The sequence below is a fragment of the Rhodococcus sp. BP-261 genome, assembly GCF_019835205.1.
Lineage (GTDB): Bacteria > Actinomycetota > Actinomycetes > Mycobacteriales > Mycobacteriaceae > Rhodococcoides > Rhodococcoides kyotonensis_B.
Genome location: NZ_JABUCO010000017.1, coordinates 59825 through 84100, shown reverse-complemented (window position 1 = coordinate 84100; position 24276 = coordinate 59825). Strand labels below are relative to the sequence as shown.

The window sequence follows — 24276 nt, the reverse complement described above, 5'->3', positions numbered from 1 at the left end:
ACGCGCACGTTTCAGCGAATGCGCAGGTTGCAACCTGCGCATTCGCTGAAAGGTGCGCGCTTAGTGAGAACTGAGCAATAATCGACCCTCATGCAGGCGGCTGGCAGAGCGGCACTCCTCGTCGTGCTGACCGCTGCTGCGTCGGCGTTCGCGGCGCCGCTCACCCCTGGCGTGGTCGACGCACCGCCGTCACCTCCGCCGGTCGCCGCACCGTCGCCACTCCCGCTCACCCCCGAGCAGATCACGAGCCAGGTCGACCCGTCCGTCGTCACGATCACCGCCGAGTGGGGAACGTCGGGAGTTGCAGGGACGGGATTCGTCGTCGACCCGGCCGGTCTCGTCCTGACGAATTACCACGTCATCGAGACCGCAGCTTCGGTCACCGCGGTGGGCAACGGACTGATGTACGACGCATCGGTTCTGGGGTACGACAAGACGCGTGACCTCGCGGTCCTGAAGTTGGATTCGGCAGCAGGCCTCCCGGTGGCCGTGATCGGACGTTCCGCGGACGTAGCCGTCGGGGACGCAGTGACGGCAATCGGAAACGCTTCGGGCGCAGGCGTTCTCGTTCCGGCCCCGGGACAGGTCGTCGCGCTCGACAAGACCGTCACCGCGCAGAGTTCCGTCGACGGCTCACGCAACGAGCTGACCGGAATGATCCAGATCGACGCCGACGTCCGAGCAGGTGACTCGGGAGGGCCGCTCGTCGACGCGTGGGGGAGTGTCATCGGCGTCGACGCGGCAGGCCTGTCCGACGAAGCCAGGCTCACTCAGGCGCCGGAAGCGTACGCGATCCCGATCGACATCGCCATGACCGTCGTCGACCAGATTCGCGAAGGCCGTTCTGCAGGAACGGTTCACGTGGGCCCGACGCCGTTCCTCGGCGTGCAGGTCCGAGATGTGTCGGCCTGGAACGCGAACCCGTCACAGGGGGCCTCGGTCGTCGGAGTCGAGTACAACTCGCCTGCAGAACGGACGGGCCTCGTACGCGGTGACGTCATCGTCTCGTTCGACGGCCGCCCGGTCCGCTCGTCCGACGATCTCGCCGCGGAGATGGTGGGACGACGACCCGGCGAGATCGTGCGGCTGGAGTGGGTGACCACGACCGGCGTCCGGCGAACGCAGATGGCGACACTCGAAACAGGCAGTCCGACAGCCTGAGTCACGCCTCCAACACGGACAGAACGTTGCCTGCCGGGTCGGTGAACCACGCGATCAACGGCCCACCACCGCGAAAGATGCCACGCTCGTCGGTGCCCATGTCCGGATACTGCTGGAACACCACACCTTTGGCCGTCAACGCGTCGACCGCGGCCTCGATGTCGGCGACGGGGAAGTTGAGAATCGTGTACGGGGCGGGCGTGTGCCCAGGCCTGGGATAGACCAACACCTCGGAGTTCTCGCTCAGGCGAAGATGGATCAGCCCCATCTCGCCGTCGACCACGGTCATTCCGAGTGTGTCGGCGTAGAAGGATCGGGCCGCCTCGATGTCGTCGACGGCGAATCCGGAGAACGGGGATCGGGTCAGTTCGAGTGTCATCGGTCCATGGTGCGCCTCGTCCGCGCGTATCGGGGCGCAAACGACGCATCACCGCCGGACCGCGAGTAGCGTTGACCAGGTGACCATTCGTCTCGGATACCAGATGCCCAACTTCAGCTACTCGGGTTCCGTGAAGGAACTGTTCCCCACGGTCATCGCGCAGGCGCGCGAGGCTGAGGCAGCAGGATTCGACACTGCCTTCGTCATGGACCACTTCTACCAACTGCCCGGAATCGGTGCGCCCGACGAGCCCATGCTCGAGGCGTACACCGCACTGTCCGGCCTCGCGACGGCCACCGACACCATCCAGTTGTCGGCACTCGTCACCGGAAACACCTATCGGAACCCGGCAATCCTCGCCAAGACCGTCACGACGCTCGACGTCGTCAGCGGCGGCCGCGCTATCCTCGGTATCGGCGCAGGCTGGTTCGAGTTGGAGCACAACAGCTTCGGGCTCGAGTTCGGTACGTTCACCGACAGGTTCGAACGCCTGGACGAGGCGCTGCAGATCATCGAGCCGATGCTGCGCGGACAGCGTCCGACATTCGACGGACTCTGGTACCAGGTCGACGAGGCCATCAACGAACCCCGTATTCGCGACGACCTTCCGATCATGCTCGGCGGTGGCGGTGAGAAGAAGACCTTCGGCTTGGCCGCCCAGTTCGCCGATCACCTCAACATCATCTGCGACGCAAGCGAATTGCCACGCAAGGTCAAGGCCGTCGAGGCCCGGTGCGAGGAGATCGATCGCGACCCGAAGGACCTCGAGACCAGCTTCCTCGCGTTCGTGATCATCGACGAGGACGGCGACAAGGCCCGGCAGCTCCAACACGACTACTTGCTGTCGACGGGCGTCGACCTGTCGAACCTCTCGGACGACGACAAGGCAGCAGCCACCGATCGCCAGTTCTGCGGCACCCCCGACGACGTCGCCGAGCAAGTCCAGCGACGCGTCCTCGACCAGGGCATCGACGGCGTGATCATCAACCTGGTGACCAACGGACACCAGCCCGGCATCGTCGAACTCGCAGGTAAGACGCTGAAACCGCTCGTCTGACGTGCGTGGGAATGTATAGCGGGCTGTACATTCCCACGCACGGGGCGCAACAGCTGGCACGGGGGAACGGGCCGTGGCATAGTTCCCCCGTGGCACAGCTGACGACGAACGGGCACCGCGTGCTCGTCGCGAATCTGACAGGCGATTCGCTGCGCGCGATGTCGGGATCGATGGTCGCCTACGAAGGCGACGTTTCCTTCAAGAACGCGGGCATGGGTGGCGGCGGCGGACTGAGAGCCGCGTTGAAACAGAAGGTCGCCGGTGAATCCCTCTCTCTCATGGAGGTTTCCGGCCAGGGCACCGTCTACTTCGCCGTCGACGCACAGGACATCACGGTCGTCGAACTGGCCGGCGACTCGATGCACGTCGAGGCGTCACAACTTCTCGCACTGACGGGTCAGCTGAAAACCGAGGTGAAGTTCAGCGGCCTGCGTGGCGCGTCGTCGGGTCAAGGTCTGTTCACCACCGTCGTCAGCGGATCCGGCGCCGTCGCGCTGCTGTCGGCGGGTGGTCCGCTCATCGCACTCGCCGTCGACCCGCAGTACCCCCTCGTCGTGGACCCGGACGCCTTCGTCGCGCACCGCGGCCCACTGAACCAGAGCTTCGTCACCGACGTCACGTGGCGTTCCGCCATCGGCGGCGGCAGCGGTGAGGCGTTCTCGCTTCGTTTCGACGGCCAAGGCGTCGTCTACATCCAACCCGAGGAGCGCTGACGTGCCGCTCGAAGTCGTCAACAGCAAGGTCGTCAAAACGACACTCGCGCAGGGCCAGAACGTGTTGGCCCGCAAGGGCGCGATGCTCTACTACACCGGCGATGTCCGCTTCGTTCCTCATTCGATGGGCGGCTCGGCGGCAGGCATGCCGAGTCTGGGTGGGGTCGCGGGAATGGCCGGACGGATGATGTCCGGTGAACACGTCTCGATGATGGCCGCCGAAGGCCAGGGCGAGGTCTTCTACGGCCACGCAGGCCTGTACGTCGAAGTCATTCATCTCGACGGCTCGTCGCTGCTGACCGTCGAAGCCGATCGCCTCCTCGCGCACGACGGGTACCTGCAGACCTCGGTCGTGGCATTGACGTCGCAAGGCGGTGTCCGTGGAGCCGTGCGCGGCGCGATGACCGGCCAAGGTCTGTTCACCACCCAACTCAGCGGGCAGGGCACCGTCGCGGTTCTCTCACACGGCGGTGCGATTCCGCTGGAGGTCGGGCCGCAACGCCCGCACGTGGTGGTCGATCCGCAGGCGTACGTCTGCCACATCGGAAACATCCAGGTCGACATCTCGGCCAACGTGGGCTGGCGCGACGCCGTCGGCCGCGGAAGCGGTGAGGCGATGCAACTGAAGATGACCGGCATGGGCACCGTGTGGGTCCAGGCGTCCGAGCAGAAATTCTGAGGCCCTCATGACTACTTTTCCGGGTCATTCCGCGGGCTCCACTCCCGCCGAAGTGCACACTCCCTACACCCTCCCGGTCAACGACAACGTGCCCGGCAACGACTACGCATTCTGCGTCGAACTGGCAGGTCAGCCGTGGTTCACGTCGAAGGGCGCGATGATCGCGTACTACGGCAACGTGCGGTTCGAGCCGCTCGGACAGACGTCGATGCCCGCCATCGTCGCCGCGCGTTTCTCGTCGCCGCTGTACTCGAACGACTGGGTTCTCGCGCAGGGGCAGGGGAAGCTGATCCTCGGTGACCGGGGCTTCAACATCAACTCCTACGACCTCGACGAAGGCAACCTGACGATCCGCGCCGCGAACCTCCTCGCGTTCGAGCCGACGCTCGATCTGAAGCAGTCGATCGTGCCCGGGTTCCTGACGCTCCTCGGCACCGGGAAATTCCTGGCGTCGTCGAACGGGCAGGTCATGTTCGCCGAACCGCCGCTGCGCATCGACCCCGAAGCGCTCGTCGGATGGGCCGATTGCCCGTCGCCGTCGCATCACTTCGACGCCGGGTGGATGCAGAACTTCCTCGGTGCGGCCCGCGGATTCCTCGGCGCGAACAGCGGTGAAGAGCGGCAGTTCGACTTCACGGGCGCCGGAACCGTTCTCATCCAGTCCAGTGAGAAGGTTCTCGACGACGGTCACCTGCTCCGCCACATCGAGTCGCAGACCGTCTCGTTGGGGCAGAACAGTCTGCGGGCGCTGCACCAGACCATCGGGTCACGGCTTCAGCAGTAGTGCGGCTGCACCGGCCGTGACCGTAGCCGCGCACCTTGCAGCGAACGCGCAGGTTACAACGCGCGCACGTGCTGCAACCTGCGCAGATCAGGGGTGAGGTCGAGGCCGCAACCGTAGCCGCGCACCTTCCAGCAAACGCGCAGGTTACAACGCGCGCGCCTGCTGCAACCTGCGCAGATCAGGGGTGAGGTCTAGGCCGCAACCGTAGCCGCGCACCTTCCAGCGAACGCGCAGGTTGCAACGCGCGCGCCTGCTGCAACCTGCGCAGATCAGGGGTGAGGTCGAGGCCGTGACCGTAGCCGCGCACCTTCCGGCAAACGCGCAGGTTGCAACGTGCGCGCCTGCTGCAACCTGCGCGACGGAGAGCGATCCGAGGTGCGCGTCGACGTACAGCGAGCGCACACTGGAGACATGACCAACAACGGACCTTTCGGAATCGACCCCGAGGACTTCGATCGCTTCGCGAAAGAGGCGAGCGACGGACTGCGCGACGTCGTCGACCAGGTGGGCAAGTTCATCGGACAATCCGGCGGGGGAACGCCCTGGGGCGCGTTCTTCGGCGAGACGCCGTCGCGGCCTGCCCCGGAGCCCGAGACGACGGGCGCGAAGGGCGACGGCGTGTGGGCGATCTACACCGCAGCCGACGACGGTTCCGCACGCATCGACCAGGTCTTCGCGACGGAACTCGACGCGCTGCGTGCGCACAAGGACAACACTGATCCGACGCGCAAGGTGCGGTTCCTGCCGTACGGAGTGAGCGTCAGCGTGCTCGAAGACTAGCTTCGACGGCGTCTGCTGCACTCTCGATGCCGCCGTGCGCTCTGATGTCGGCGCTGATGCCTGCCAGTCGTGCGGCGATGTCCGCCGAGCCGGCGACGGTGTCCACGGCCTCACGCAGCGCGTTCGCGGTGACGTCGCCGTCGGCGAGTTGCACTCCGACGCCCAACTCCTCGAGCATCGCCGCGTTGCCGAACTGGTCGACAGCCTGAGGAACGGCCACGGTGGGCACGGCGAACCACAGCGCCTCGGTGCACCCGCCCATACCGGCGTGTGTGACGAACGCCGACGCGGCCGCCAACACCGTCAGTTGCGGAACTTGTTGATGCAGTTCGATGTTCGACGGCACTTCACCGAGAGATGCCGCGTCGACGCGGTAGCCGATCGCGATGACGACGTGCCAATCCGAGTCACGGAACGCGTCGATACACAGGCGATAGAAGTCGGGGCGTTCGTTGAATCCGGTGCCGAACGAGACGAGCAGAGTTTTCCTGCCGGCGGGTGCGCTCCAGCACTGGTCTGCCATCCGAGCCGGGTCGAGACACGGCCCGACGAACTGCACCGAACCCGGCACCCGATCGGCATTCGGCTGCATCGCGCGTGGAATCAGCGACAGCACGCTCTCCGGATACGTGATCCACTCCCATGGGTCGGCTTCGATCCCGTTGTCTTGCAACCACTTCGCGTAGGTGTCGCGGTAGTCCCTGCCGGCATCGGACTGCCGGATCGACTCCAGCGCCTCACCCATCTCGTCCTCGTAGCCTCGCCACGCGACGTAGGTCGGCGAAAGCTGCACTGCCGGAACACCGTAGCGGCGCCCGAGGATCGGAGCCGCAAGACCGCCGATGTCGTACAGCAACAGATCCGGACGGTCGGCGTCGTAGAACTCGGTGAGAATCGGGAACGATTCGATCGCCTCGTCGAGAAACACCCGCATCGCCGACGCCGGATCCTCGGGCCAGGCCGCTTCACCCTGCGGCAGTATCGAATCGAACGAAACGAGCTGAGCACCAGCAGGTTCGACGACGCCGGCCATCGATGCGCCGACCGCGTACGTGAGGCGGTGTCCGCGTCGCACCAGCTCGGCGATCAGGCCGAGCGACGGATAAATATGACTCGGCGCGGTACAGCCGATCATGGCGATGTGCACTCGGTGACGGTAACCCGATGCGATGTCCGATTCCACCGATTTTCACGGGAGACGTTCGCGGGTCCACGGCACGGCACGGTAGGTTGACCCCACATCAACCAGCGAGGCAACCGACGAGGAACAGACACAGCATGCGGGTCGACGGGCGGGATATTCCGGTCAGCGGGAGCCTGCTGCAGCCTTTGAATCGGCGCACGAGCGACATCCTGCGTCTCGTGTTGTCGCTCGTTCTGCTGGCCGCCGTCATCGCCGGGTCGCTGATCACTCGCGGGCAGTGGGACGCGCTCGAGAAGTCGGTGTCGAACATCGTCGGTGTCCTCAGCCCCGACCAGTCCAACCTCGTCTACCTGTTGTACGGCGTCGCGATCCTGGCTCTGCCGTTCGGCATTCTGATCGGGTTGATCGCGCGTCGGCAATGGAAGCTGCTGGCCGGGTATGCGGCAGCAGGACTCATCGCGGGGCTGGCGTTGTCCATCACCGGCACCGGAATCTCGACGCCCGCATGGCACCTCGACGTACCCGACCGCCTCGACACGTTCCTGTCTCAATTCCTCGACGACTCCCGGTGGATCGCCATGCTCGCCGCGGTCCTGACGGTGTCCGGCCCCTGGTTGCCCGCGCGATGGCGTCGGCTGTGGTGGTTCCTGCTGTTGGCGTTCGTCCCGATCCACCTGTTCGTCAGCACCGTCGTGCCTGCGCGGTCGCTGCTCGGCCTGTCGGTCGGCTGGTGCGTCGGCGCGATCATCGTGCTGTTCGTCGGCACCCCGGCACTCGAGGTTCCGCTCGACGCGGCCGCTCGCCTGCTCGCCGAGCGGGGCCATCCCGTCGACTCGTTCCGCGTTCTGAAGCCCGCCGGGCCGGGACCGCTCGTGCTCGCCGCGGCTGTGCGCGGTGCGGAACCGAACATCGTCGTCGAGATGTACGGGCAGAACCAACGCAGCGGGGGCGCTCTCCGGCAGGCGTGGCGCTGGCTGTCGTTCCGCAACAGCGAGAGTGCGCCACTGCACGCGTCGATGCGACGAGCCGTCGAACATCGCGCTCTGATGGGTATCGCCATCGGTGACCTGGGCGTGGCCAGCAGCAGACCGCTGGCGGTTTCGGCGCTCGCGCGCGGCTGGGCGATGTACGCACACACCGCGCCGCGCGGTGTTCCCGTCGACGAATCGTCGGAGGACGCACTGGCCACCAGTATCTGGAAGGGACTGCAGATACTGCATTCACATCAGATCTCGCACGGTGACCTGCGCAGCGCCGAGCTCAGAGACGACGAGGGGACCGCCCTGTTCGGCGGATTCTCCAACGCCGAGCTCGGCGCGTCGGACGCTCAGATGCAGTCGGACGTCGCGCAGCTGTTGATTTCGACGTCGGCACTCTTCGGTGAGGAACGCGCGGTCCGCATCGCCATCGACACGCTGGGCACGCAGACCGTGCTGACCGCGTCGGGACGACTCACCCGTTCCGCGATTCCCGCGCGGGTGCGAAAGTCCGTACCCGACGGCACCGGCGTGATGAACGCGGTACGCGACGAGGTGGTGAAGCAGACCGGCACCGACGAGATTCGCGCCGAGCAGGTCACACGTTTCACGCGAAACCAGATCATCCAACTCGTCCTGCTGATCGGACTCGTCTACGTCGCCTACCCGTTCATCAGCGCAGTCCCGACGTTCGTCAGCGAACTGCGAACGGCCAACTGGTGGTGGGCACTGCTCGGACTCGCCGTGTCGGCACTGACGTACATCGGTGCCGCCGCGGCGTTGTGGGCGTGCGCCTTCGGCATGGTCAGCTTCAAGAATCTGACGATCATGCAGGTGGCCAACACGTTCGCGGCCACGACGACGCCCGCAGGTGTCGGCGGCCTGGCGCTCAGCGTGCGATTCCTGCAGAAGGGCGGGCTCGGCGCTGTCCGCGCGACGGCCGCTGTCGCACTGCAACAGTCGGTCCAGGTGATCACGCACGTATCGCTGTTGGTGTTCTTCAGCGTGGTCGCGGGCACGTCGGCCGATCTCGCGCACTTCGTTCCGGATCCGACGGTTCTGTACCTGATCGCCGGTGTCGCACTGGGCATCGTCGGCACGTTCATGTTCGTCCCGACGCTACGGCGGTGGTTGCGCAACGCCGTTCGCCCCCAGCTCACCGAGGTGTTCGGTGAACTCGGACAGCTTGCCAAGGACCCCAAGCGATTCCTGCTGATCGTTCTCGGCTGTGCTGCAACCACACTCGGCGCCGCGCTCGCACTGTGGGCCAGCGTCGAGGCATTCGGCGGCGGAACCACCTTCGTGACCGTCACCGTCGTGACGATGATCGGCGGAACGCTCGCATCGGCCGCGCCCACGCCCGGCGGCGTCGGCGCCGTCGAGGCAGCTCTGATCGGCGGCCTGGCCACCTTCGGCCTGCCCGCGAGCGTCGCGGTGCCGTCGGTGCTGCTGTACCGCGTCCTGACATGCTGGCTCCCGGTCTTCTGCGGTTGGCCGACACTGCGCTGGTTGACGCGCAAGGACATGGTCTGACGTGACCGACGGCCGTCGGCGGAAAGTCTCGAACGCTCGACAGCGGACTGTTTCGACACGACAAGCCAAGTGCGGGATTCGAATGAACACTCGAACCCGGCACTGGTACGGTTTCTTTCATCGGGTCGGGGCCGATACGACATGATCGAGTGATTCACGGATGATCCCGTGGTGCACATGGTCCTAGAACGAGAGGCCACATATCGGTGGGCGACATTCTCCCGTCGCGGTCGGCCACGTTCGACCTGCTGACCGGTGACCGATCGTGGTCCCCTGCACCAGACGATCAGCGATGGGCACGTCTGCTCGTCGGCGCGATGACTCTCTCGTTCGGGCTGGCCGGAATGCTGGTCATTCCGTCGGGCCAGTTCAGTACCGGTGAATCGATCTTCGTAGGACTTGCCACTCTGTCGACCGTTCCTGTCGCCGTGGCGTGGTGCCTCGGCAGTTGGCCCAGCCCGCGTCTCGCCGCCCTCAACGTGCTGTGGGCCGACGTCGGAATCCTCGGTGTCCTGCTGGCTTTCGAGTCACCGTTCGCCGCGATGCCCGGGTGTGCGATGTTCGCCGTCATCGCCGTGTTCGCGATCGTGGCGACCTCGCAGCAGATGCTGGTCCTGCATCTGGTGTTCTCGATCGGGGCGCTCGCCGTCTTCGCCGTCCTGTCGGTTCTGGACGGAATCGATCCGTGGTTGGCCGGTTCGCGGTGCGTCACGTTGGGCGCCCTGTTCGTCGTGCCGTTCGCGGTTCGGCCGTATCTGCACGACCTCCGCAGAAAGGCCGAGGTCGCGCTACGAGACTCGTTGACGGGCTTGTTCAATCGTCGCGGACTGTTCGAGGCCGTCGAGGAGTTCAACGAGTCCGTACCGGACTCGCCGCGCGAGGACATCGTGATCGGCGTACTGGTCATCGACATCGACGGGTTCAAGGCGATCAACGACCGCTACGGCCATCCCTCCGGTGACGCGGTCCTGGTCGACGTCGCGAACCGGCTCCGCGGTGCCGCGTCGTCGGACACGGTCGTCGCCCGGCTCGGAGGCGACGAATTCGTCTGCGTCCATGTCGGATCCAGAACCGACGTCGACGGTATCGAGCGGCGGATTCGGGCCGCGCTGGAGGAAACCGTCGACGGCCCACCCTTCACGGCCAGTGTCGGCTCGGCCGGGGAAGCCGCGACGCGGGGGGACACGACCGGGGCGCAGCTTCGCAAGTTGATCGCGATCGCCGACATCGACCTGTACCGCAGCAAGGTTCACCCGCAGGCGCTGGTGCCCGTGCACCGAATCGATCCACTACAGGTACGCGACCGAATCGACTCGATGATCGCGGCAGGCGGCCCGAGCGTGGTGTTCCAACCGATCTGCGACACCGCGACGACCGAAATCGTCGGTTACGAAGCGCTGTCACGCTTTCCGTTCGGTCACGGGTCGCCGTTGATCTGGTTCCGCGACGCGTCGCAGGCGGGAATCGGGCCCCGTCTCGAACTGGCCGCCATCGACGAAGCACTTCGCGCCATGGCCACCCTGCCGCCCGATGCTTTCGTGTCGATCAACGCTTCCGCCGAAACCATCAGAACCACCGACCTTCTCGCCAGGCTCTCACCGCACGTCTGCTCACGCACGCTGTATCTCGAGATCACCGAACACGAACGCGTCGACGACTACCGTTCGGTTGCGCGGTCGGTCGAGGGCCTGCGCGCCGCCGGGGTTCGGATCTCGGTGGACGACGTCGGCGCAGGGTTCTCCGGTCTGCGCCAAGTCGTCGAGCTGAAACCCGATGCGCTGAAAGTCGACATCTCTCTCGTCCGCGGTATCGACACCGACCCGACCCGCAGAGCCGTAGCCGCCGCGCTCGCGAAGTTCGCGCACGACGTCGGCTCCACCCTCATCATGGAAGGCGTCGAGACCGCGGGTGAATTACGCGTCGCCCTCGAACTGGGCGTCGACATGGTGCAGGGTTTCCTCACCGGTCGCCCCGAGGCGCCGAGCGCGTCCTGAGATGTTTCGTTCGTCCTAGACGTCGGCGACCGTGAACTTGGTGAGGCTCGGCGCGCCGGCGAGCAGCGGAGCGAGGTCGGTGATCTTGCCTGGGCCGGCTCGGAATTCGCGGTACTTCGCGTCGGCGTCCGACGACTCCCACCGCTCGTAGGCGATCCAATGGGTCTCGTCCGCCTCGTCGATCAGGACGTCGACACCGAGGCAGCCGTCGAACGCGCGGGTCTCACCCAGCACGCGGCCGAGCACGACCTTGGCGTCGTCGAGAACCTCGGGCTTCAGCTTCAGATCGAGCAGTGCGATCAGTGCCATTTTCTCTCCTCGTGTGCGAACGGTGTCCGCCGCTCACACTACTGTTTCTGCACAGGGTCTCGAAGAACTTTCGCGTCGCGAGCGAACGTGCGCACCTGCTCGTCCTGCCACACGTGGGCCGGTACGCCGCCACCGAGAAGCTCACGAGCCAAAGCCGGTTCCTGCGCCAGCGGGACGTCGCTGCCTGCGATGACGACGTTGCCGTAGCGTCGGCCCTTCAGCATCGCGGGATCGGCGACGATCGCCGTGTGTGGAAAGACCGAACCGATGGTCGACGCCTCCCGCCGCGTCCGCTGGAGGTCCCGGGTGTCGCCACAGTTGACGACGTACACACCGCCGGGCGCGAGGACGCGTCGAACATGATCGGTGAATTCCCTCGTCTGCAACGCCTCCGGCGTGGTGCTGCCGGCGAACACGTCACGGACGATCACGTCTCGACTGTTCTCGGTGAGCGTCTCGGTCACCTCACGTGCATCGCCGACGCGGATGCGCAGCAGCGGTGCGCGCGGAAGGTCGAACCAGTCGCGGACGAGTTCGGCGAGCCTACCGTCGAGTTCGACGACCACCTGCCGCGCGTCCGGGTACGCCGCGGCGAAATACCGTGCGAGAGTGCAGGCTCCACCGCCCAGATGCAATGTTCGCAATCGTGATCCCGGAAAGTCGTGGTGCCGAACGAGTCCGGCCATCCACCGCATGTACTCGAAGTCGAGCTGGGTGGGGTCGTCCATGTCGATGTGCGAACTGGGCACACCGTTGATCTGCACGGTCCAGCCGTCGGAAACGAGTGTGTCCCTGATCAACTCGCACGTACCGGTGTCGATGTCGTAGACGCCTGCCGTCGGACCGGCCGAATCCTTCTTCCTAGGCATGCGGTTCCAGCGCCGGCGGCGTCATCGTGTCGGGGCGCTCGGCCCGATTCGGTAGAACAGTCACCCTGCCAGTATGCGACTACGCCCGTCGAGGAGGCGAGACCCGCTCGTCGTCGCCCGGGAACGCGACCGTGCGGCTACCCCCATCAGGGGGTAGTCCACTGTGTCGTCGGTCACATACCTTCCTCGTACTGGTCATCGAGCCAGCACTGTCCACGAGGAGTGCAATGAGCAATATTTCCAAACCCGACGTAGCCGCCCCCGAGCGACCGACTACGTCCGGACCGACCACCAGCGTTCGCCGAGTCGCGTTCGCGAGCGGAATCGGGACGACGATCGAGTTCTACGACTTCTTCATCTACGGAACCGCAGCCGCTCTCGTCTTTCCGACGGTGTTCTTTCCCGCGCTCGGCTCGACAGCAGGCACCGTGGCGTCCTTCGCGACGTTCGCCGTCGCATTCGTCGCGCGTCCTGCGGGCGCAGTGTTGTTCGGGCACTTCGGCGATCGGATAGGTCGCAAGAAGACCCTCATCTCCACACTGCTGCTGATGGGTATCTCGACATTCGTCATCGGACTGCTCCCCGGTGCCGAGACCATCGGGGTGGCCGCGCCGATCATCCTCGTGCTCCTACGGTTCGGACAGGGTTTCGCCGTCGGTGGCGAATGGGCTGGGGCCACACTGCTGACAGCCGAGTACGCACCCGCGAACAAACGCGGCTTCTACGCGATGTTCCCCCAGCTGGGACCGTCCGCGGCATTCGTACTCTCCAGTGCCACCTTCCTGGTCACCGGAGCCTTGCTCGGCGACACCAACCAGACGTTCCTGGACTACGGATGGCGCATTCCGTTCCTGTTCAGCGCCGTACTGGTTCTGATCGGGCTGTACATGCGACTTGCTATCGAGGAGACACCGATCTTCCGCGCCGATCGACAGCTCCGCGACACCCGAACCGATCGACCGTCGCGTCTGCCGTTCTTCGATGCCTGGCGTGTGCAGAAGAAAGAGATCCTGCTTGCCGCCGGCGCGTTGGCGTCGTTGTTCTCGCTCTTCTACATGGGCACCGCCTACCTCACGAGCTACGGCACCAAGACACTCGGCTTCGATCGCCCGTTCGTCCTGATCACGGGCATCGTCGCGGCCGTCGTCTTCGGCCTGGCAACTGCGATTTCCGCGGCCTACTCCGATCGCATCGGACGTCGCCGGGTGATCATGACGTCGTGCATCGTCGCCGTCCCGTGGTCGCTCGCTCTGTTCCCACTGTTGGATTCGGGATCGGAGACGGCATTCGTCCTCGGAATGTGCATCACTCTCCTGATCTTCGGCATCGCATACGGTCCCACCGGCGCACTGCTGCCCGAGCTGTTCCAGACCCGTTTTCGTTACACGGGAGCGGGACTCGGCTACAACCTCGCCGGGGTGCTCGGCGGTGCCGTTCCTCCGATCTTGGCCGCGCCTCTGACTGCGTCGTTCGGCAGCATGTCGGTCGGCATCATGCTCGCTGTGCTCGCGCTTCTGAGCATCGTGTGCACCAAGGCGCTCGTCGAGACGAAAGAAGTCAACATGGCCTGACGCTCTACCACCGGCTCCCGTTCTCGCCGCGTCGGCGGTCAGGACGGGAGCCGTGCCGTCCAGACGGTCTCGACGCCGGCCGAGCAGTCCAACAGCCGCACTGCCTCCGTGCGGAGGGTGTCGGTGGGACCGACCCAGCCCAGCACCCGCACCGCCGCGTCGGCGATGGTCCTCGCGTATTCGACGGCGGGGACTCCTCGGCCGTTCTCGGCGTCGGCCCTCCCGTTCACGACGGTCTCCACCAGACGAAACGGTAGTTCCTCGGTGCCGGGGAGTGCATCGACGCCCAGCTCGGATGCCGTGGCCGAGGCCAGCGACGCGTAGATGTTCATGAGCGCGTACCGGTGCTGCCGGAAGGCGTCGAACCGATCCGCCCTCAATTCCGGCAGGAGATAGAGCGCTCCGAGGTTCCAGGTGGAGCGAGCCAGCTGATCCGCGTCGAACAGCACGAGGGCGTACATCTTCACCGCCGCCGACGCGTCGCTCTCCGCCACCCCGCGACCGACAGCCAACGGCTCGTCGACGGTTCCGCCGAGGAGTGCGTCGAGGATGTCGTCCTTGCCCGCGAAGTGGTGGTACAGAGATGCCTGACGAAGCCCGACCGCGTCGGCGATCATGCGCGTCGATGTGCTCGTGTAACCCCGCGTCGTGAACAGCTCGGCAGACGCGTCCAGAATCTCCTCGCGTGCCGTGTCACCCGGGCGCTTCTTCGTGCTGAGTCTCGGTCGGCCTGCGCCGGTGGTGGTGGCCATGTGCTCATCCTGGCATCGAATCGCCTGGTGTGAAGTTTCTGTCACCGGGCAGAAACGTACGAAACACAGATGTTTCACGACGGCACACGTTCGCTACATGCTCGTCACCCAACGAGCGATCCCGGACGGAAAACTATCGAGTGACAGAAACCCCCGCACCGGCAGCGCAGACGGGCGGTCACTCTCACTTCCGTTCAGGAGACACGTATGAGCTCGACTACTCTGCCCGCACCCGAGGGGCCGGCGACATCGACCACGAGCGATCACTCCGACCTCGTCGGGCTGGGATACGAACCGCAGCTTCATCGTTCGCTCGGGAAGTTCGCGTCGTTCGCTGCAGGGTTCTCGTTCGTCTCGATCCTGACGACGATCTTCCAGCTCTTCGGACTCGGCTTCAGCTTCGGTGGTCCCGCCTTCTTCTTCACGTGGCCGCTGGTGTTCCTGGGTCAGTTCATGGTGGCACTGAACTTCGCCGAACTCGCTGCGCGATACCCGATTTCGGGTGCGATCTATCAGTGGTCGAGGCGCATGGGCGGTGAGATCGTCGGATGGTTCGCCGGCTGGTTCATGATCATCGCGCAGATCGTCACGGCAGCGGCAGCGGCCATCGCGCTGCAGGTAGTACTGCCGAGCGTCTGGAGCGGATTTCAGATCGTCGGCGACGACACCGCCCTCACGTCCCCGAGCGGCGCTGCCAATGCCGTCATCCTCGGCTCGGCCCTTCTGGTGCTGACGACGACGATCAACTGCATCGGCGTCAACTGGATGTCACGTATCAACAGCATCGGTGTCACCTGCGAAATCGTCGGTGTCGCAGCGGTAGTGCTCGTCTTCTTCACTCACGCCGAACGTGGACCGCAGGTGGTACTGGACACCGGCTCCGCAGGCGCCGAGCCCGGATACATCTGGGCGTGGATCGTCTCGGGACTGATGGCTGCCTACGTCATGGTCGGATTCGGCTCCGCAGGTGAACTGGCCGAGGAAACGCACAATCCCCGACGCGTCGCACCGCGCACGATTCGCTTGGCGCTGTCGGCCTCCGCGCTGGGCGGTGGACTGATGATCGTCGGTGCGCTGATGGCCGCTCCGAGCCTCACCGATGGTCGACTCGCAGCGGAAGGCCTACCGTACGTTCTCGATTCGATCCTCAGCTCGCCGTGGGGAACCGTTCTACTGATCGACGTCGCGATCGCCGTCTTCATCTGCACACTCGCGATCCAGACCGCTGCATCCCGCCTGATGTTCTCGATGGCACGCGACGGCCGACTGCCCGCGTCGAAGTTGCTGTCGACGGTGAACACACGGACCGGAACGCCCATGGCGCCGTCGGTTCTCATCGGAATCGCCTGTGTCGCAGTCCTTGCGGTGAACGTGGGCAACGCAGCGATCTTCACGACGCTGACCAGCGTCTGCATCGTGCTGATCTACCTCGCCTACATGATGGTCACCGTGCCGCTGCTCGTTCAACGTCTGAAGGGCTGGCCGCGCGGCGGTATGCAGGTCGACTCGGAAGGCAAGAAACTGTTCGGCCTCGGAGTCCTGGGCATCCCCGTCAACATCCTCGCGGTGCTGTACGGCGGCCTCATGGTCGTGAACCTCTCCTGGCCGCGCGCCGAAATCTTCAACCCCACCGGGGAATTCCCGATACTGCAGTGGGCGGCACCCCTCACCGTCCTCGCCGTCGTCGTCGTGGGCATCGTCTGCCTGCCGCGCGGCAAAGCACACCCGAAGCCCGTCACGATCGGAGCCTGACACCCATGAACACCGCAACGACTCACGCCGCCCGAGACCATGCCCGAGCGCAGGCCGCGGCGATCACCGGGCCAGCCGCGCCCGAGGGCATCAGCGAACTGACCTGGTCCGAAACCGTCCCCGGTGGTCGCTACACGACGAAGGTCCTGGCACGGGGTACCCGGCTCCGCCTGCGCGACGTCGACGGCAACGCCTGCGCACACCTTCTTCTGTACCGCGCGGACGCACCGTGGGAACGCCTCAATGCTGCTGACACGGTGAAGGTTCCGTGGCAGGCGTATCTCGGCATCGGTCACCCGCTGCTGTCCGACCAAGGCCGGGTACTCGCGACCGTCGTCGCCGACTCGTCGGGACGCCACGACGCGTTCTGCGGCACCACATCCGTTGCCGCCAACGACGCGAAATACGGTAGCGGAGACCTGCATTCGTCCTCGCCGGCCGGACGGGAGCTGTTCACCGTCGCAGCGGCGAAGCACGGTCTGGAACCTCGCGATCTGCCACCGTCGATCTCGTTCTTCCACGGTGTGCGCGTCGAGGCCGACGGCGCGTTGACGGCGACGGGCAATGCGAACGCAGGAGCGGAGATCGACCTGCTCATCCATCTTCCGGTCGTCGTGCTGCTCGCGAACACGGCCCATCCGCTCGATTCGTCCCCGACTTTCGACACCACCGCACTCGATGTGCTGGCGTGGGATGCATCGTCCGAACTGAACGACTTGTCCAACACCGACCCCGAATACCGACGCGCGGTGTGGAACACCGAAAGCGCATGGACCGCAGCGAAAGGCACACGATGACAACGACACTCGGAACCGTGATCCTGGACGAGATCGCCGACGCCAGGGCACCGTGGTCCGCCGTCGTCGCGGCCGGTGACATCCTCACCATCGTCGACCTGCACGGCAACCAAGCCGTCGACACGTTGATGTACTCGGCGCACGATCATGCCGTTCGCTACTCGGCGGCAGCGACCGTCGTCGCCCAGAAGAACCTGTTCCTCACCACCGGGACCGTTCTGCGCAGCGACGATTCCACCGCGCTGATGACCATCGTCGACGACGAGGTCGGCAACCACGACACCGTCGGCGGCGCCTGCTCGCAGGAGTCGAACACCCTGCGGTACGGACACCACACCGCGCACCAGCACGCCTGCGTCGAGAACTTCCTGATCGAGGGCGCCAATTGGGGCCTCGGCAAACGAGACTTGGTGTCCAACATCAACTTCTTCATGAACGTTCCCGTCGACGCCGACGGCACCCTCGGGATCGTCGACGGCCTTTCCGCCCCCGGTAAGTCGCTGTCGCTGCGCGCCGAGATCGACACACTCGTCCTCGTCTCGAACTGCCCACAGATCAACAACCCGTGCAACGGTTTCGACCCCACGTCGGTCCGCATGATCGTGAGCAGGCCATGACCGGTACCAAGATGACCGTCGTACGCCCCGGCATGCTGACGACGGTGCAGGACTGGCCGGGACGCGTCGGCTACTGGCAGGTCGGTGTGCCGCCGTCGGGACCGATGGACGACCTGTCCTTCCGCCTCGGCAACGTCGCCCTCGGAAACCCCGAGGGCGCACCGGGTCTCGAATCCGCGATGGCCGGTCCGGCGTTGACGTTCGACGCGGACACGTACGTCTGTGTGACGGGTGCGGACACCCAGGTACGCGTGGACGGCGTACGGGTCGCACAGTGGCGTCCGGTGCTCGTTCCTGCCGGAGCCGTCCTCGACGTCGGCATGACCGACGGCGCGGGCCTGCGCGTCTACGTCCTGATCCAGGGAACGATCGACGTCGAGCCGTACCTCGAGAGCGCATCGACGTTCACGCTCGGCAAGTTCGGAGGCCACCGCGGCGGAACCCTCGGTGAGGGAGACGTTCTGGAGATCACCGGTGCCACCGACGACGCCGACCGCGTCCGATCGATCCCGATGGAACACCGCCCTGTCCTGACGACGACATGGGACATCGCCGTCACCGAAGGGCCGCACGGTGCACCCGAGTTCTTCACCCGCGCCGACATGGACACGCTGTACTCGACGTCGTACGAAGTGCACTTCAACTCCGATCGCACGGGTGTCCGCCTCATCGGACCGAAGCCGGAGTGGGCGCGACAGGACGGCGGAGAAGCCGGCCTGCACCCGTCGAACATTCACGACAACGCCTACAGCGTCGGCGCACTCGACTTCACCGGTGACACACCGATTCTCCTCGGACCGGACGGTCCGAGTCTCGGCGGATTCGTCTGCCCCGTGACGACCGTGGCCGCGGAACGCTGGAAGCTCGGGCAGTTGAAGGCGGGAGACACCGTCCGCTTCGTACCGATCAGAGCGGCGCACGCCGCCGCGTTGGGCACGCTCGGAGTCCAGCGACGCGCGAGTATGCCCGTCGTGTTCTCGAGTGGGGGCGACGGCGACGACGGCGTCCTCGCGCGTCGCGACGCGGAGACCTCGGTGACGTATCGGCGCTCCGGTGACGACAACGTGCTCGTGGAGTACGGAGACATGAAGCTGGACCTGACATTACGTGCTCGTGCGCATGCACTGCACCAGCGAGTCGAGGCCCTCGCGCCGAAGGGCCTGATCGATCTCACGCCGGGGATCCGTTCGCTGCAGGTCAAGGTCGATCCCGACGTACTCCCGATCTCGACGCTGATGGGTTTGCTCTCGGAGATCGAAGACGACCTGCCCGCCGCGTCCGAACTCGTGGTGCCGTCGCGTCACGTGCGGATGCCGCTGTCGTGGGACGATCCGTCCACCCGTGAAGCGATCGCGCGCTACATGCACGGCGTTCGTTCCGACGCGCCGTGGTGCCCGTGGAACATCGAGTTCATCCGGCGTATGAACGGATTGGACACTGTCGCAGATGTTTTCGACACCGTCTTCGCAGCCGAGTACATGGTGCTGGGTCTCGGGGACGTCTACCTGGGTGCGCCCGTCGCGACTCCGTTGGATCCGAGGCACCGACTCGTCACGACCAAGTACAACCCGGCACGCACCTGGACACCGGAGAACGCCGTCGGGATCGGCGGAGCCTACCTGTGCATCTACGGCATGGAGGGGCCGGGCGGCTACCAGTTCGTCGGCCGTACGACGCAGGTGTGGAATCACCGATACCGCAGCACGAGCGCCCCGTTCGAGAACGAGAGTCCCTGGCTGCTGAGGTTTTTCGACCGAATCTCCTGGTACCCCGTCGAACCCGAAGAGCTGATGGATCTGCGCGCGGACACCGCGGCCGGGCGAGGGAACGGCGGTGTCGAGATCGCCGACGGCGAGTTCTCGCTCGCCGACCACGAGCAGTTCCTCGCGGCCCATGCGGATTCGATCGACAGTTTCCGTGCGACGCAGTCCATCGCATTCGACGCCGAGCGCGCGGCGTGGTCCGCGGCGGGCGAATTCACCAAGAAAGGCGGCACCGATGCTGCAGCATGAGATCGCCGAGAAGGTGCGTCGGGCGTACAAGCGCATTGCCGAGGTCGACCGTCCCGAAGTCTGGATCACACTCCGGCCCGAGGACGACGTGCTGGCCGACGCAGCCGCCGTCGACCCGACCCTGCCGCTGGCCGGGATGCTCGTGGCGGTCAAGGACAACGTCGACGTCGCAGGCTTGCCGACGACCGCGGCATGCCCCGAGTTCGCGTACACGCCCGAGGTGACGGCAACGGCCGTCGCACGACTCGTCCAGCAGGGCGCGCTGATTCTCGGGAAGACGAATCTCGATCAGTTCGCCACCGGTCTCGTCGGCACCCGCAGCCCGTACGGTCCGGTGCGGTGCGCGTGGGATCCCGAGCGGGTGTCGGGCGGATCCTCGTCGGGCTCGGCGGCCGCCGTGGCGCTCGGCATCGTGGACATCGGAATCGGCACCGACACAGCAGGTTCCGGACGCGTACCGGCAGCGTTCCACGGAATCGTCGGCATCAAGACGACGCTCGGCATCGTCCCGACGACCGGCGTGGTGCCTGCATGCGCGGACTACGACTGCGTCACCGTACTCGCATCGGATCTCGAAACCGCCACGCGCGCAACACGTGTCATGACCGGTTACGACGCGTCGGACCCACGCAGTCGGACCTGGCCTGCCGACGTCCGACTGGCCGCGTCGCCGACACCCCGTCTGGCGGTTCCCCGCGCGGAGGATCTCGCGGCACTCAGCCCCGAGTACCGCGAGGCGTTCGACCGGACGCTCGCGTCGCTGAAGGGCATCAGCTACGTCGAGGTCGACATCTCCGTACTGCTGGGCGCTGCCGTCCTGCTGTACGACGGTGCGATCGTCGCACAGCGCTACTCGGCGGTCGGGGAATTCCTCTCGGGTGAGCCGGAGAGCGCGGATCCGACTGTGGCACAGATCGTTCGGAACGCCGCGCAGCCCGCTGCGCATCGTTACGTCGACGAACTCGGTGTGCTCGCCTCCGCGAAGCGGACGGCATCGGAACTGCTCGACGGGTTCGACGGATTGCTCCTACCGACGACGACCGAACATCCGACCATCGCTGCGGTGCAGGCGGATCCGGTTGGCATCAACCGCCGGCTCGGCACGTTCACCAACTTCTGCAACCTGTTGGACATGGCCGCCGTCGCCGTTCCGGGCGCACCGACGACGGAGGGTCATCCGTTCGGCGTCATGGTCGTCGTGCCCGGCTTCGCCGACCAGGTGGCCGTCGACGTCGCCGCGCGGGTGTCCGATTGTGCTGCAACCGTTCTCGTCGACGAGGGTGTCGATCTACTGGTCGTCGGTGCGCATCTCGAGGGCTTCCCCCTTCATCACCAGCTGACCGACCGCGGTGCGCGCTTCGTCGGCGAGGTACGCACGTCCGACGCGTATCGACTCGTCGATCTCGGCACCACCCCGCCCAAACCCGGTCTCGTACGGCACGGTTCCGGTCTCGGTGCACCCATCGCGGGCGAGCTGTATCGGATGTCCGCGGCGGGCCTCGGAACGTTCCTCGCCGGGCTGCCTGCACCGATGGGGCTGACGTCGGTCGAACTGTCCGACGGCCGCTGGGTCACCGGATTCGGTTGCTCGTACGAGGCAGGGGAGGCGGGCGTCGACATCACCGAGTTCGGTGGGTGGCGCTTCGCACCCGTGCGCGGAAAGTCGTAGCCCAGGCCAACTATGCACGCACGGGTGCGTCAGCGCACAGACGAACGGCAAGGAGGCCGAGCACCGTTCCCATCACGTACCGCTGAATCCGCGCCCACGTCGGTCGGACCGCCAGGAACTGCGCGATCGTGCCCGCGCCCAGCACGATCAGTGCATTGATCGTCACCGCGACGAGAATCTGCACTCCGCCGAGCACGACGCCCTGCACGAACACATGTCCGGCAGCAGGATTCACGAACTGCGGAATGATCGAGATGTACATGACGGCCATCTTGGGGTTCAGCAGATTCGTCACCAACCCCATCGTGAACAATCGGTGGTTCGAATCCTGCTGCAGCCCCGACACTTCGAAGACCGTCGTCGATCCTCGAATCGCCGACACGGCCAGCCACAACAGATAACACGCTCCGGCGATCTTGATGGCCGTGTACAGCGCGGGAACAGCAACGAACACCGCCGCCAAACCGAGGTTGGTGGCCACCACGTACACCACCAACCCGAGCGCGACGCCGCCGAGCGACACGAGGCCCGCGTTCCGGCCCTGAGAGATGCTGCGGGACACCAGATACACCATGTTCGGCCCAGGAGTGAGCACCATCGCCAGCGCGACAGCGAACACACCCATCACCGCAGTCGTCGTCACCATGCCATCGACGATGACAGTGTTCGGACCCGTTGTATCGGGCCAGTTTCACGATCGTGGACGGGTGCGTCAGCGCATGGCCGCAATCACCTGGGCGAACGCCTCCATCCCTGCCGCGGTGGGGTGCAGGGGCGCAGCCGGATTCGCCGGCACGACGCCTTCGAGATAGCGCTGATCGGGAGCCGCACACGCGTCGTGACCCACGCTGACGGGCCGGACGTCGACGAATTCCGCGTCGTGAGACCGGGCCTTGGCGGCGAGGGCGTCGTTCAATCGATCGACGCTCGCCTGCAGGTAGTCCGCATCCCGCGCCCACACGGGCTGGGTGCCGTAACAACCACCGGGCTGGACGTACGTGCCGTAGCCGACGACGACGATCTCCGCATTCGGAGCTCGGTCGGCGATCGCGTCCAGCACGTCACCCCACTTCGGTGCGGCAGCGGCGATGGCGTCGGCGATGCGGTCGTTGCCGTCTGCCGTGAGCGCGTCGGCGCACGACTCCCCGTTCGGCTCGGGAGAGAAGTTCACGCATCCGCGCGCGGCCGCGACCAGGTCGACGTCGTTACCGCCGATGGTGATCGTGACGAGGTCCGTGTCCTGGGACAGGGCGTGGAGCTGAATCGGGATCGAACCGCTGTTGGTCTGCTGCGGGGTGACCGTGATGTTCTCCGACCGCGCACCCGAGCAGGACACGTCGACGAACGTCGCCGCATCGATCAGCCGAGCCAGAACATGGGGATAGTTCGCATCGGATTGCAAGCAGCCGGGCGTCCCGGTCGAATTCGGAATGAGAGGTCCCGACGCAGCGGAATCTCCGAGTGCGACGTAGTCGATCGCCGGAGGGGTCGGGGCCGACGCGCCCGATTCCTGCTCGGCACTGCACCCGACCAGTACGAGTCCTGCCAGAAGTCCTACCGCTGCGCGACGCATGATTCTCCCAGGCTACCGATGCGAATTGGCACCACCGCGCAGGTTGCAGCGAACGCGCACGGTGCAACCTGCGCTGCCGCTGGAACGCGCGCGGAGAACGCGTGGCACGGATTCGCAGCCAAGTCACAGGCAACACGGGCTGCCCATTCGACGACGGCGCCGGTACCCTCGACCAGGTTCACCGCACACGTAACGTAAGGACTACCTCCGCATGATCACGAACTTCATCAACCTCATCCTCGGCAGCGTCGGATCCATCTCGGCCGGCAGCAGCGGCTTCGAGCTGGCTCCGGGAGTTCTCCCCTTCGGTCTCTGATATCGGAGCGATCATGGGGAACGATCTCCCCATCTGCGTCACGTGCGGCGTCCAGTATCCGCTGGACGCCGACCGTGCGCAGTGCCCGATCTGCGAGGACGAGCGGCAATACGTCGGCTACGACGGCCAGCAGTGGACGTCCCTCGCAGAGCTGCGGCGCGACGGGTACACCGTCGACATCCACGAGGAAGTTCCCGGGTTGTGGGGGCTGGCGACGGCACCCGACTTCGCCATCGGCCAGCGCGCGCTGTTGATTCCCGGCCCCGGCGGAAACGTGCTGTGGGACTCGATCTCGTACATCGACGACGCGGCCGTGCAGCGGGTCACCGAACTCGGCGGCATCTCCGCCATCGCGTTGTCGCACCCGCACTACTACAGCTCCATGGTCGAGTGGAGTCGCGCGTTCGGCGACGCCCCCATCTACGTGCACGAGCGCGACGCGCCATGGGTGCCCCGCCGCGACAACGTGGTCCTGTGGTCGGGAGACGCGAGAGAAATCCTCCCCGGACTCACTCTGATCAACGCGGGTGTCCACTTCGCCGGCGGCACCGTCATGCACTGGGCCGACGGCATCGACGGCCGAGGTGCGCTGTGCGCCGGCGACATCTTCACCGTCGTCGCCGACCGTCGGTGGGTCGGCTTCATGTACAGCTACCCCAATCTGATCCCCGAGCATCCGGACACGATTCGGCGTGCCGTCGAGCTCGTGCGTCCCTTCGACTTCGGCTCGCTCTACGGAGCCTGGTGGAACCGGATCATCACTCGCGACGCGCACGACGCGGTGTTCCGCTCGGCGCGACGGTATTTCGACCACATCGGAGTTTCGACCGACGTCTGA

General features: G+C 65.8%; 22 protein-coding genes. 15 read left to right on the top strand and 7 right to left on the bottom strand.

Going from position 1 to position 24276, the window contains the following annotated elements:
* Positions 1–90 precede the first annotated feature (90 nt).
* On the top strand, positions 91–1161 hold the full coding sequence (locus tag HQ354_RS18055) for a S1C family serine protease (protein ID WP_068430848.1): 1071 nt from the start codon (positions 91–93) through the stop codon (positions 1159–1161).
* Position 1162: 1 nt separating this feature from the next.
* Here the strand turns inward: HQ354_RS18055 and HQ354_RS18050 are convergent, their stop codons facing one another.
* Positions 1163–1540 (bottom strand): VOC family protein, encoded by a 378-nt coding sequence (locus tag HQ354_RS18050; RefSeq protein WP_068430847.1) that lies wholly within the window; start codon positions 1538–1540, stop codon positions 1163–1165.
* Between the two features lie 79 nt (positions 1541–1619).
* On the opposite strand from HQ354_RS18050, the gene HQ354_RS18045 reads away from it, so the two are divergent.
* The 5 genes from HQ354_RS18045 to HQ354_RS18025 all read left to right on the top strand — a co-directional run bounded on the left by HQ354_RS18045 (position 1620) and on the right by HQ354_RS18025 (position 5553).
* On the top strand, positions 1620–2597 hold the full coding sequence (locus HQ354_RS18045) for an LLM class F420-dependent oxidoreductase (protein ID WP_174551494.1): 978 nt from the start codon (positions 1620–1622) through the stop codon (positions 2595–2597).
* Positions 2598–2716: 119 nt separating this feature from the next.
* Positions 2717–3310, top strand: a complete 594-nt coding sequence (locus tag HQ354_RS18040) for an AIM24 family protein (RefSeq protein ID WP_068431065.1) — start codon at positions 2717–2719, stop codon at positions 3308–3310.
* A gap of 1 nt (position 3311) precedes the next feature.
* Positions 3312–3989 (top strand): AIM24 family protein, encoded by a 678-nt coding sequence (locus tag HQ354_RS18035; RefSeq protein ID WP_068430845.1) that lies wholly within the window; start codon positions 3312–3314, stop codon positions 3987–3989.
* Positions 3990–3996: 7 nt separating this feature from the next.
* Entirely contained in the window at positions 3997–4773 is a 777-nt protein-coding gene (locus HQ354_RS18030; RefSeq protein ID WP_068430842.1) for an AIM24 family protein, read from the top strand.
* Positions 4774–5184: 411 nt separating this feature from the next.
* Complete coding sequence (locus HQ354_RS18025) at positions 5185–5553, top strand: hypothetical protein (protein WP_068430840.1); 369 nt, start codon at positions 5185–5187, stop codon at positions 5551–5553.
* Here the strand turns inward: HQ354_RS18025 and HQ354_RS18020 are convergent.
* Positions 5534–6700, bottom strand: a complete 1167-nt coding sequence (locus tag HQ354_RS18020) for a macrolide family glycosyltransferase (RefSeq protein WP_217266282.1) — start codon at positions 6698–6700, stop codon at positions 5534–5536. The two genes, HQ354_RS18025 and HQ354_RS18020, sit on opposite strands and share 20 nt — an antisense overlap.
* Before the next feature lie 131 nt (positions 6701–6831).
* On the opposite strand from HQ354_RS18020, the gene HQ354_RS18015 reads away from it, so the two are divergent.
* Positions 6832–9207, top strand: a complete 2376-nt coding sequence (locus tag HQ354_RS18015; protein ID WP_068430835.1) for a lysylphosphatidylglycerol synthase transmembrane domain-containing protein — start codon at positions 6832–6834, stop codon at positions 9205–9207.
* Between the two features lie 206 nt (positions 9208–9413).
* Positions 9414–11201, top strand: coding sequence for a bifunctional diguanylate cyclase/phosphodiesterase (locus HQ354_RS18010; protein ID WP_308115225.1), 1788 nt, complete (start codon positions 9414–9416; stop codon positions 11199–11201).
* A 15-nt stretch (positions 11202–11216) separates the two neighbouring features.
* On the opposite strand, the gene HQ354_RS18005 is transcribed toward HQ354_RS18010, so the two are convergent.
* Both HQ354_RS18005 and HQ354_RS18000 read right to left on the bottom strand, forming a co-directional pair.
* Positions 11217–11510, bottom strand: coding sequence for a putative quinol monooxygenase (locus tag HQ354_RS18005; protein ID WP_068430832.1), 294 nt, complete (start codon positions 11508–11510; stop codon positions 11217–11219).
* 38 nt (positions 11511–11548) lie between these two features.
* Complete coding sequence (locus HQ354_RS18000; protein WP_068430829.1) at positions 11549–12379, bottom strand: spermidine synthase; 831 nt, start codon at positions 12377–12379, stop codon at positions 11549–11551.
* A 227-nt stretch (positions 12380–12606) separates the two neighbouring features.
* Between HQ354_RS18000 and HQ354_RS17995 the strand changes: the two genes are divergently transcribed.
* On the top strand, positions 12607–13950 hold the full coding sequence (locus HQ354_RS17995) for an MFS transporter (protein ID WP_167676624.1): 1344 nt from the start codon (positions 12607–12609) through the stop codon (positions 13948–13950).
* Positions 13951–13988: 38 nt separating this feature from the next.
* Here HQ354_RS17995 and HQ354_RS17990 read toward each other — a convergent pair whose 3' ends face one another.
* A complete protein-coding gene (locus HQ354_RS17990) occupies positions 13989–14702 on the bottom strand; it encodes a TetR/AcrR family transcriptional regulator (protein WP_068430823.1) in 714 nt (237 codons plus the stop codon).
* Positions 14703–14909: 207 nt separating this feature from the next.
* On the opposite strand from HQ354_RS17990, the gene HQ354_RS17985 reads away from it, so the two are divergent.
* From HQ354_RS17985 to atzF, 5 genes are read left to right on the top strand one after another with little or no spacing between them, the layout of a single operon-like run.
* On the top strand, positions 14910–16454 hold the full coding sequence (locus HQ354_RS17985; RefSeq protein ID WP_068430820.1) for an amino acid permease: 1545 nt from the start codon (positions 14910–14912) through the stop codon (positions 16452–16454).
* A 5-nt stretch (positions 16455–16459) separates the two neighbouring features.
* Positions 16460–17251, top strand: coding sequence for an urea amidolyase associated protein UAAP1 (locus HQ354_RS17980; RefSeq protein WP_068430819.1), 792 nt, complete (start codon positions 16460–16462; stop codon positions 17249–17251).
* On the top strand, positions 17248–17868 hold the full coding sequence (locus HQ354_RS17975; protein WP_068430817.1) for an urea amidolyase associated protein UAAP2: 621 nt from the start codon (positions 17248–17250) through the stop codon (positions 17866–17868). The genes HQ354_RS17980 and HQ354_RS17975 overlap by 4 nt, the downstream gene beginning before the upstream one ends.
* Positions 17865–19880 (top strand): 5-oxoprolinase/urea amidolyase family protein, encoded by a 2016-nt coding sequence (locus tag HQ354_RS17970; RefSeq protein ID WP_222634513.1) that lies wholly within the window; start codon positions 17865–17867, stop codon positions 19878–19880. The genes HQ354_RS17975 and HQ354_RS17970 overlap by 4 nt, the downstream gene beginning before the upstream one ends.
* Positions 19867–21549 (top strand): allophanate hydrolase, encoded by a 1683-nt coding sequence (gene atzF / locus HQ354_RS17965; RefSeq protein WP_222634512.1) that lies wholly within the window; start codon positions 19867–19869, stop codon positions 21547–21549. The genes HQ354_RS17970 and atzF overlap by 14 nt, the downstream gene beginning before the upstream one ends.
* 10 nt (positions 21550–21559) lie before the next feature.
* Here atzF and HQ354_RS17960 read toward each other — a convergent pair whose 3' ends face one another.
* Entirely contained in the window at positions 21560–22195 is a 636-nt protein-coding gene (locus tag HQ354_RS17960) for a LysE family translocator (protein WP_068430810.1), read from the bottom strand.
* A 66-nt stretch (positions 22196–22261) separates the two neighbouring features.
* Positions 22262–23122: an SGNH/GDSL hydrolase family protein gene (locus tag HQ354_RS17955; protein ID WP_261768895.1), complete on the bottom strand. Its 861-nt coding sequence runs from the start codon at positions 23120–23122 to the stop codon at positions 22262–22264.
* A 329-nt stretch (positions 23123–23451) separates the two neighbouring features.
* Here HQ354_RS17955 and HQ354_RS17950 point away from each other — a divergent pair, with 329 nt between their 5' ends.
* Complete coding sequence (locus tag HQ354_RS17950) at positions 23452–24276, top strand: MBL fold metallo-hydrolase (protein WP_068430807.1); 825 nt, start codon at positions 23452–23454, stop codon at positions 24274–24276.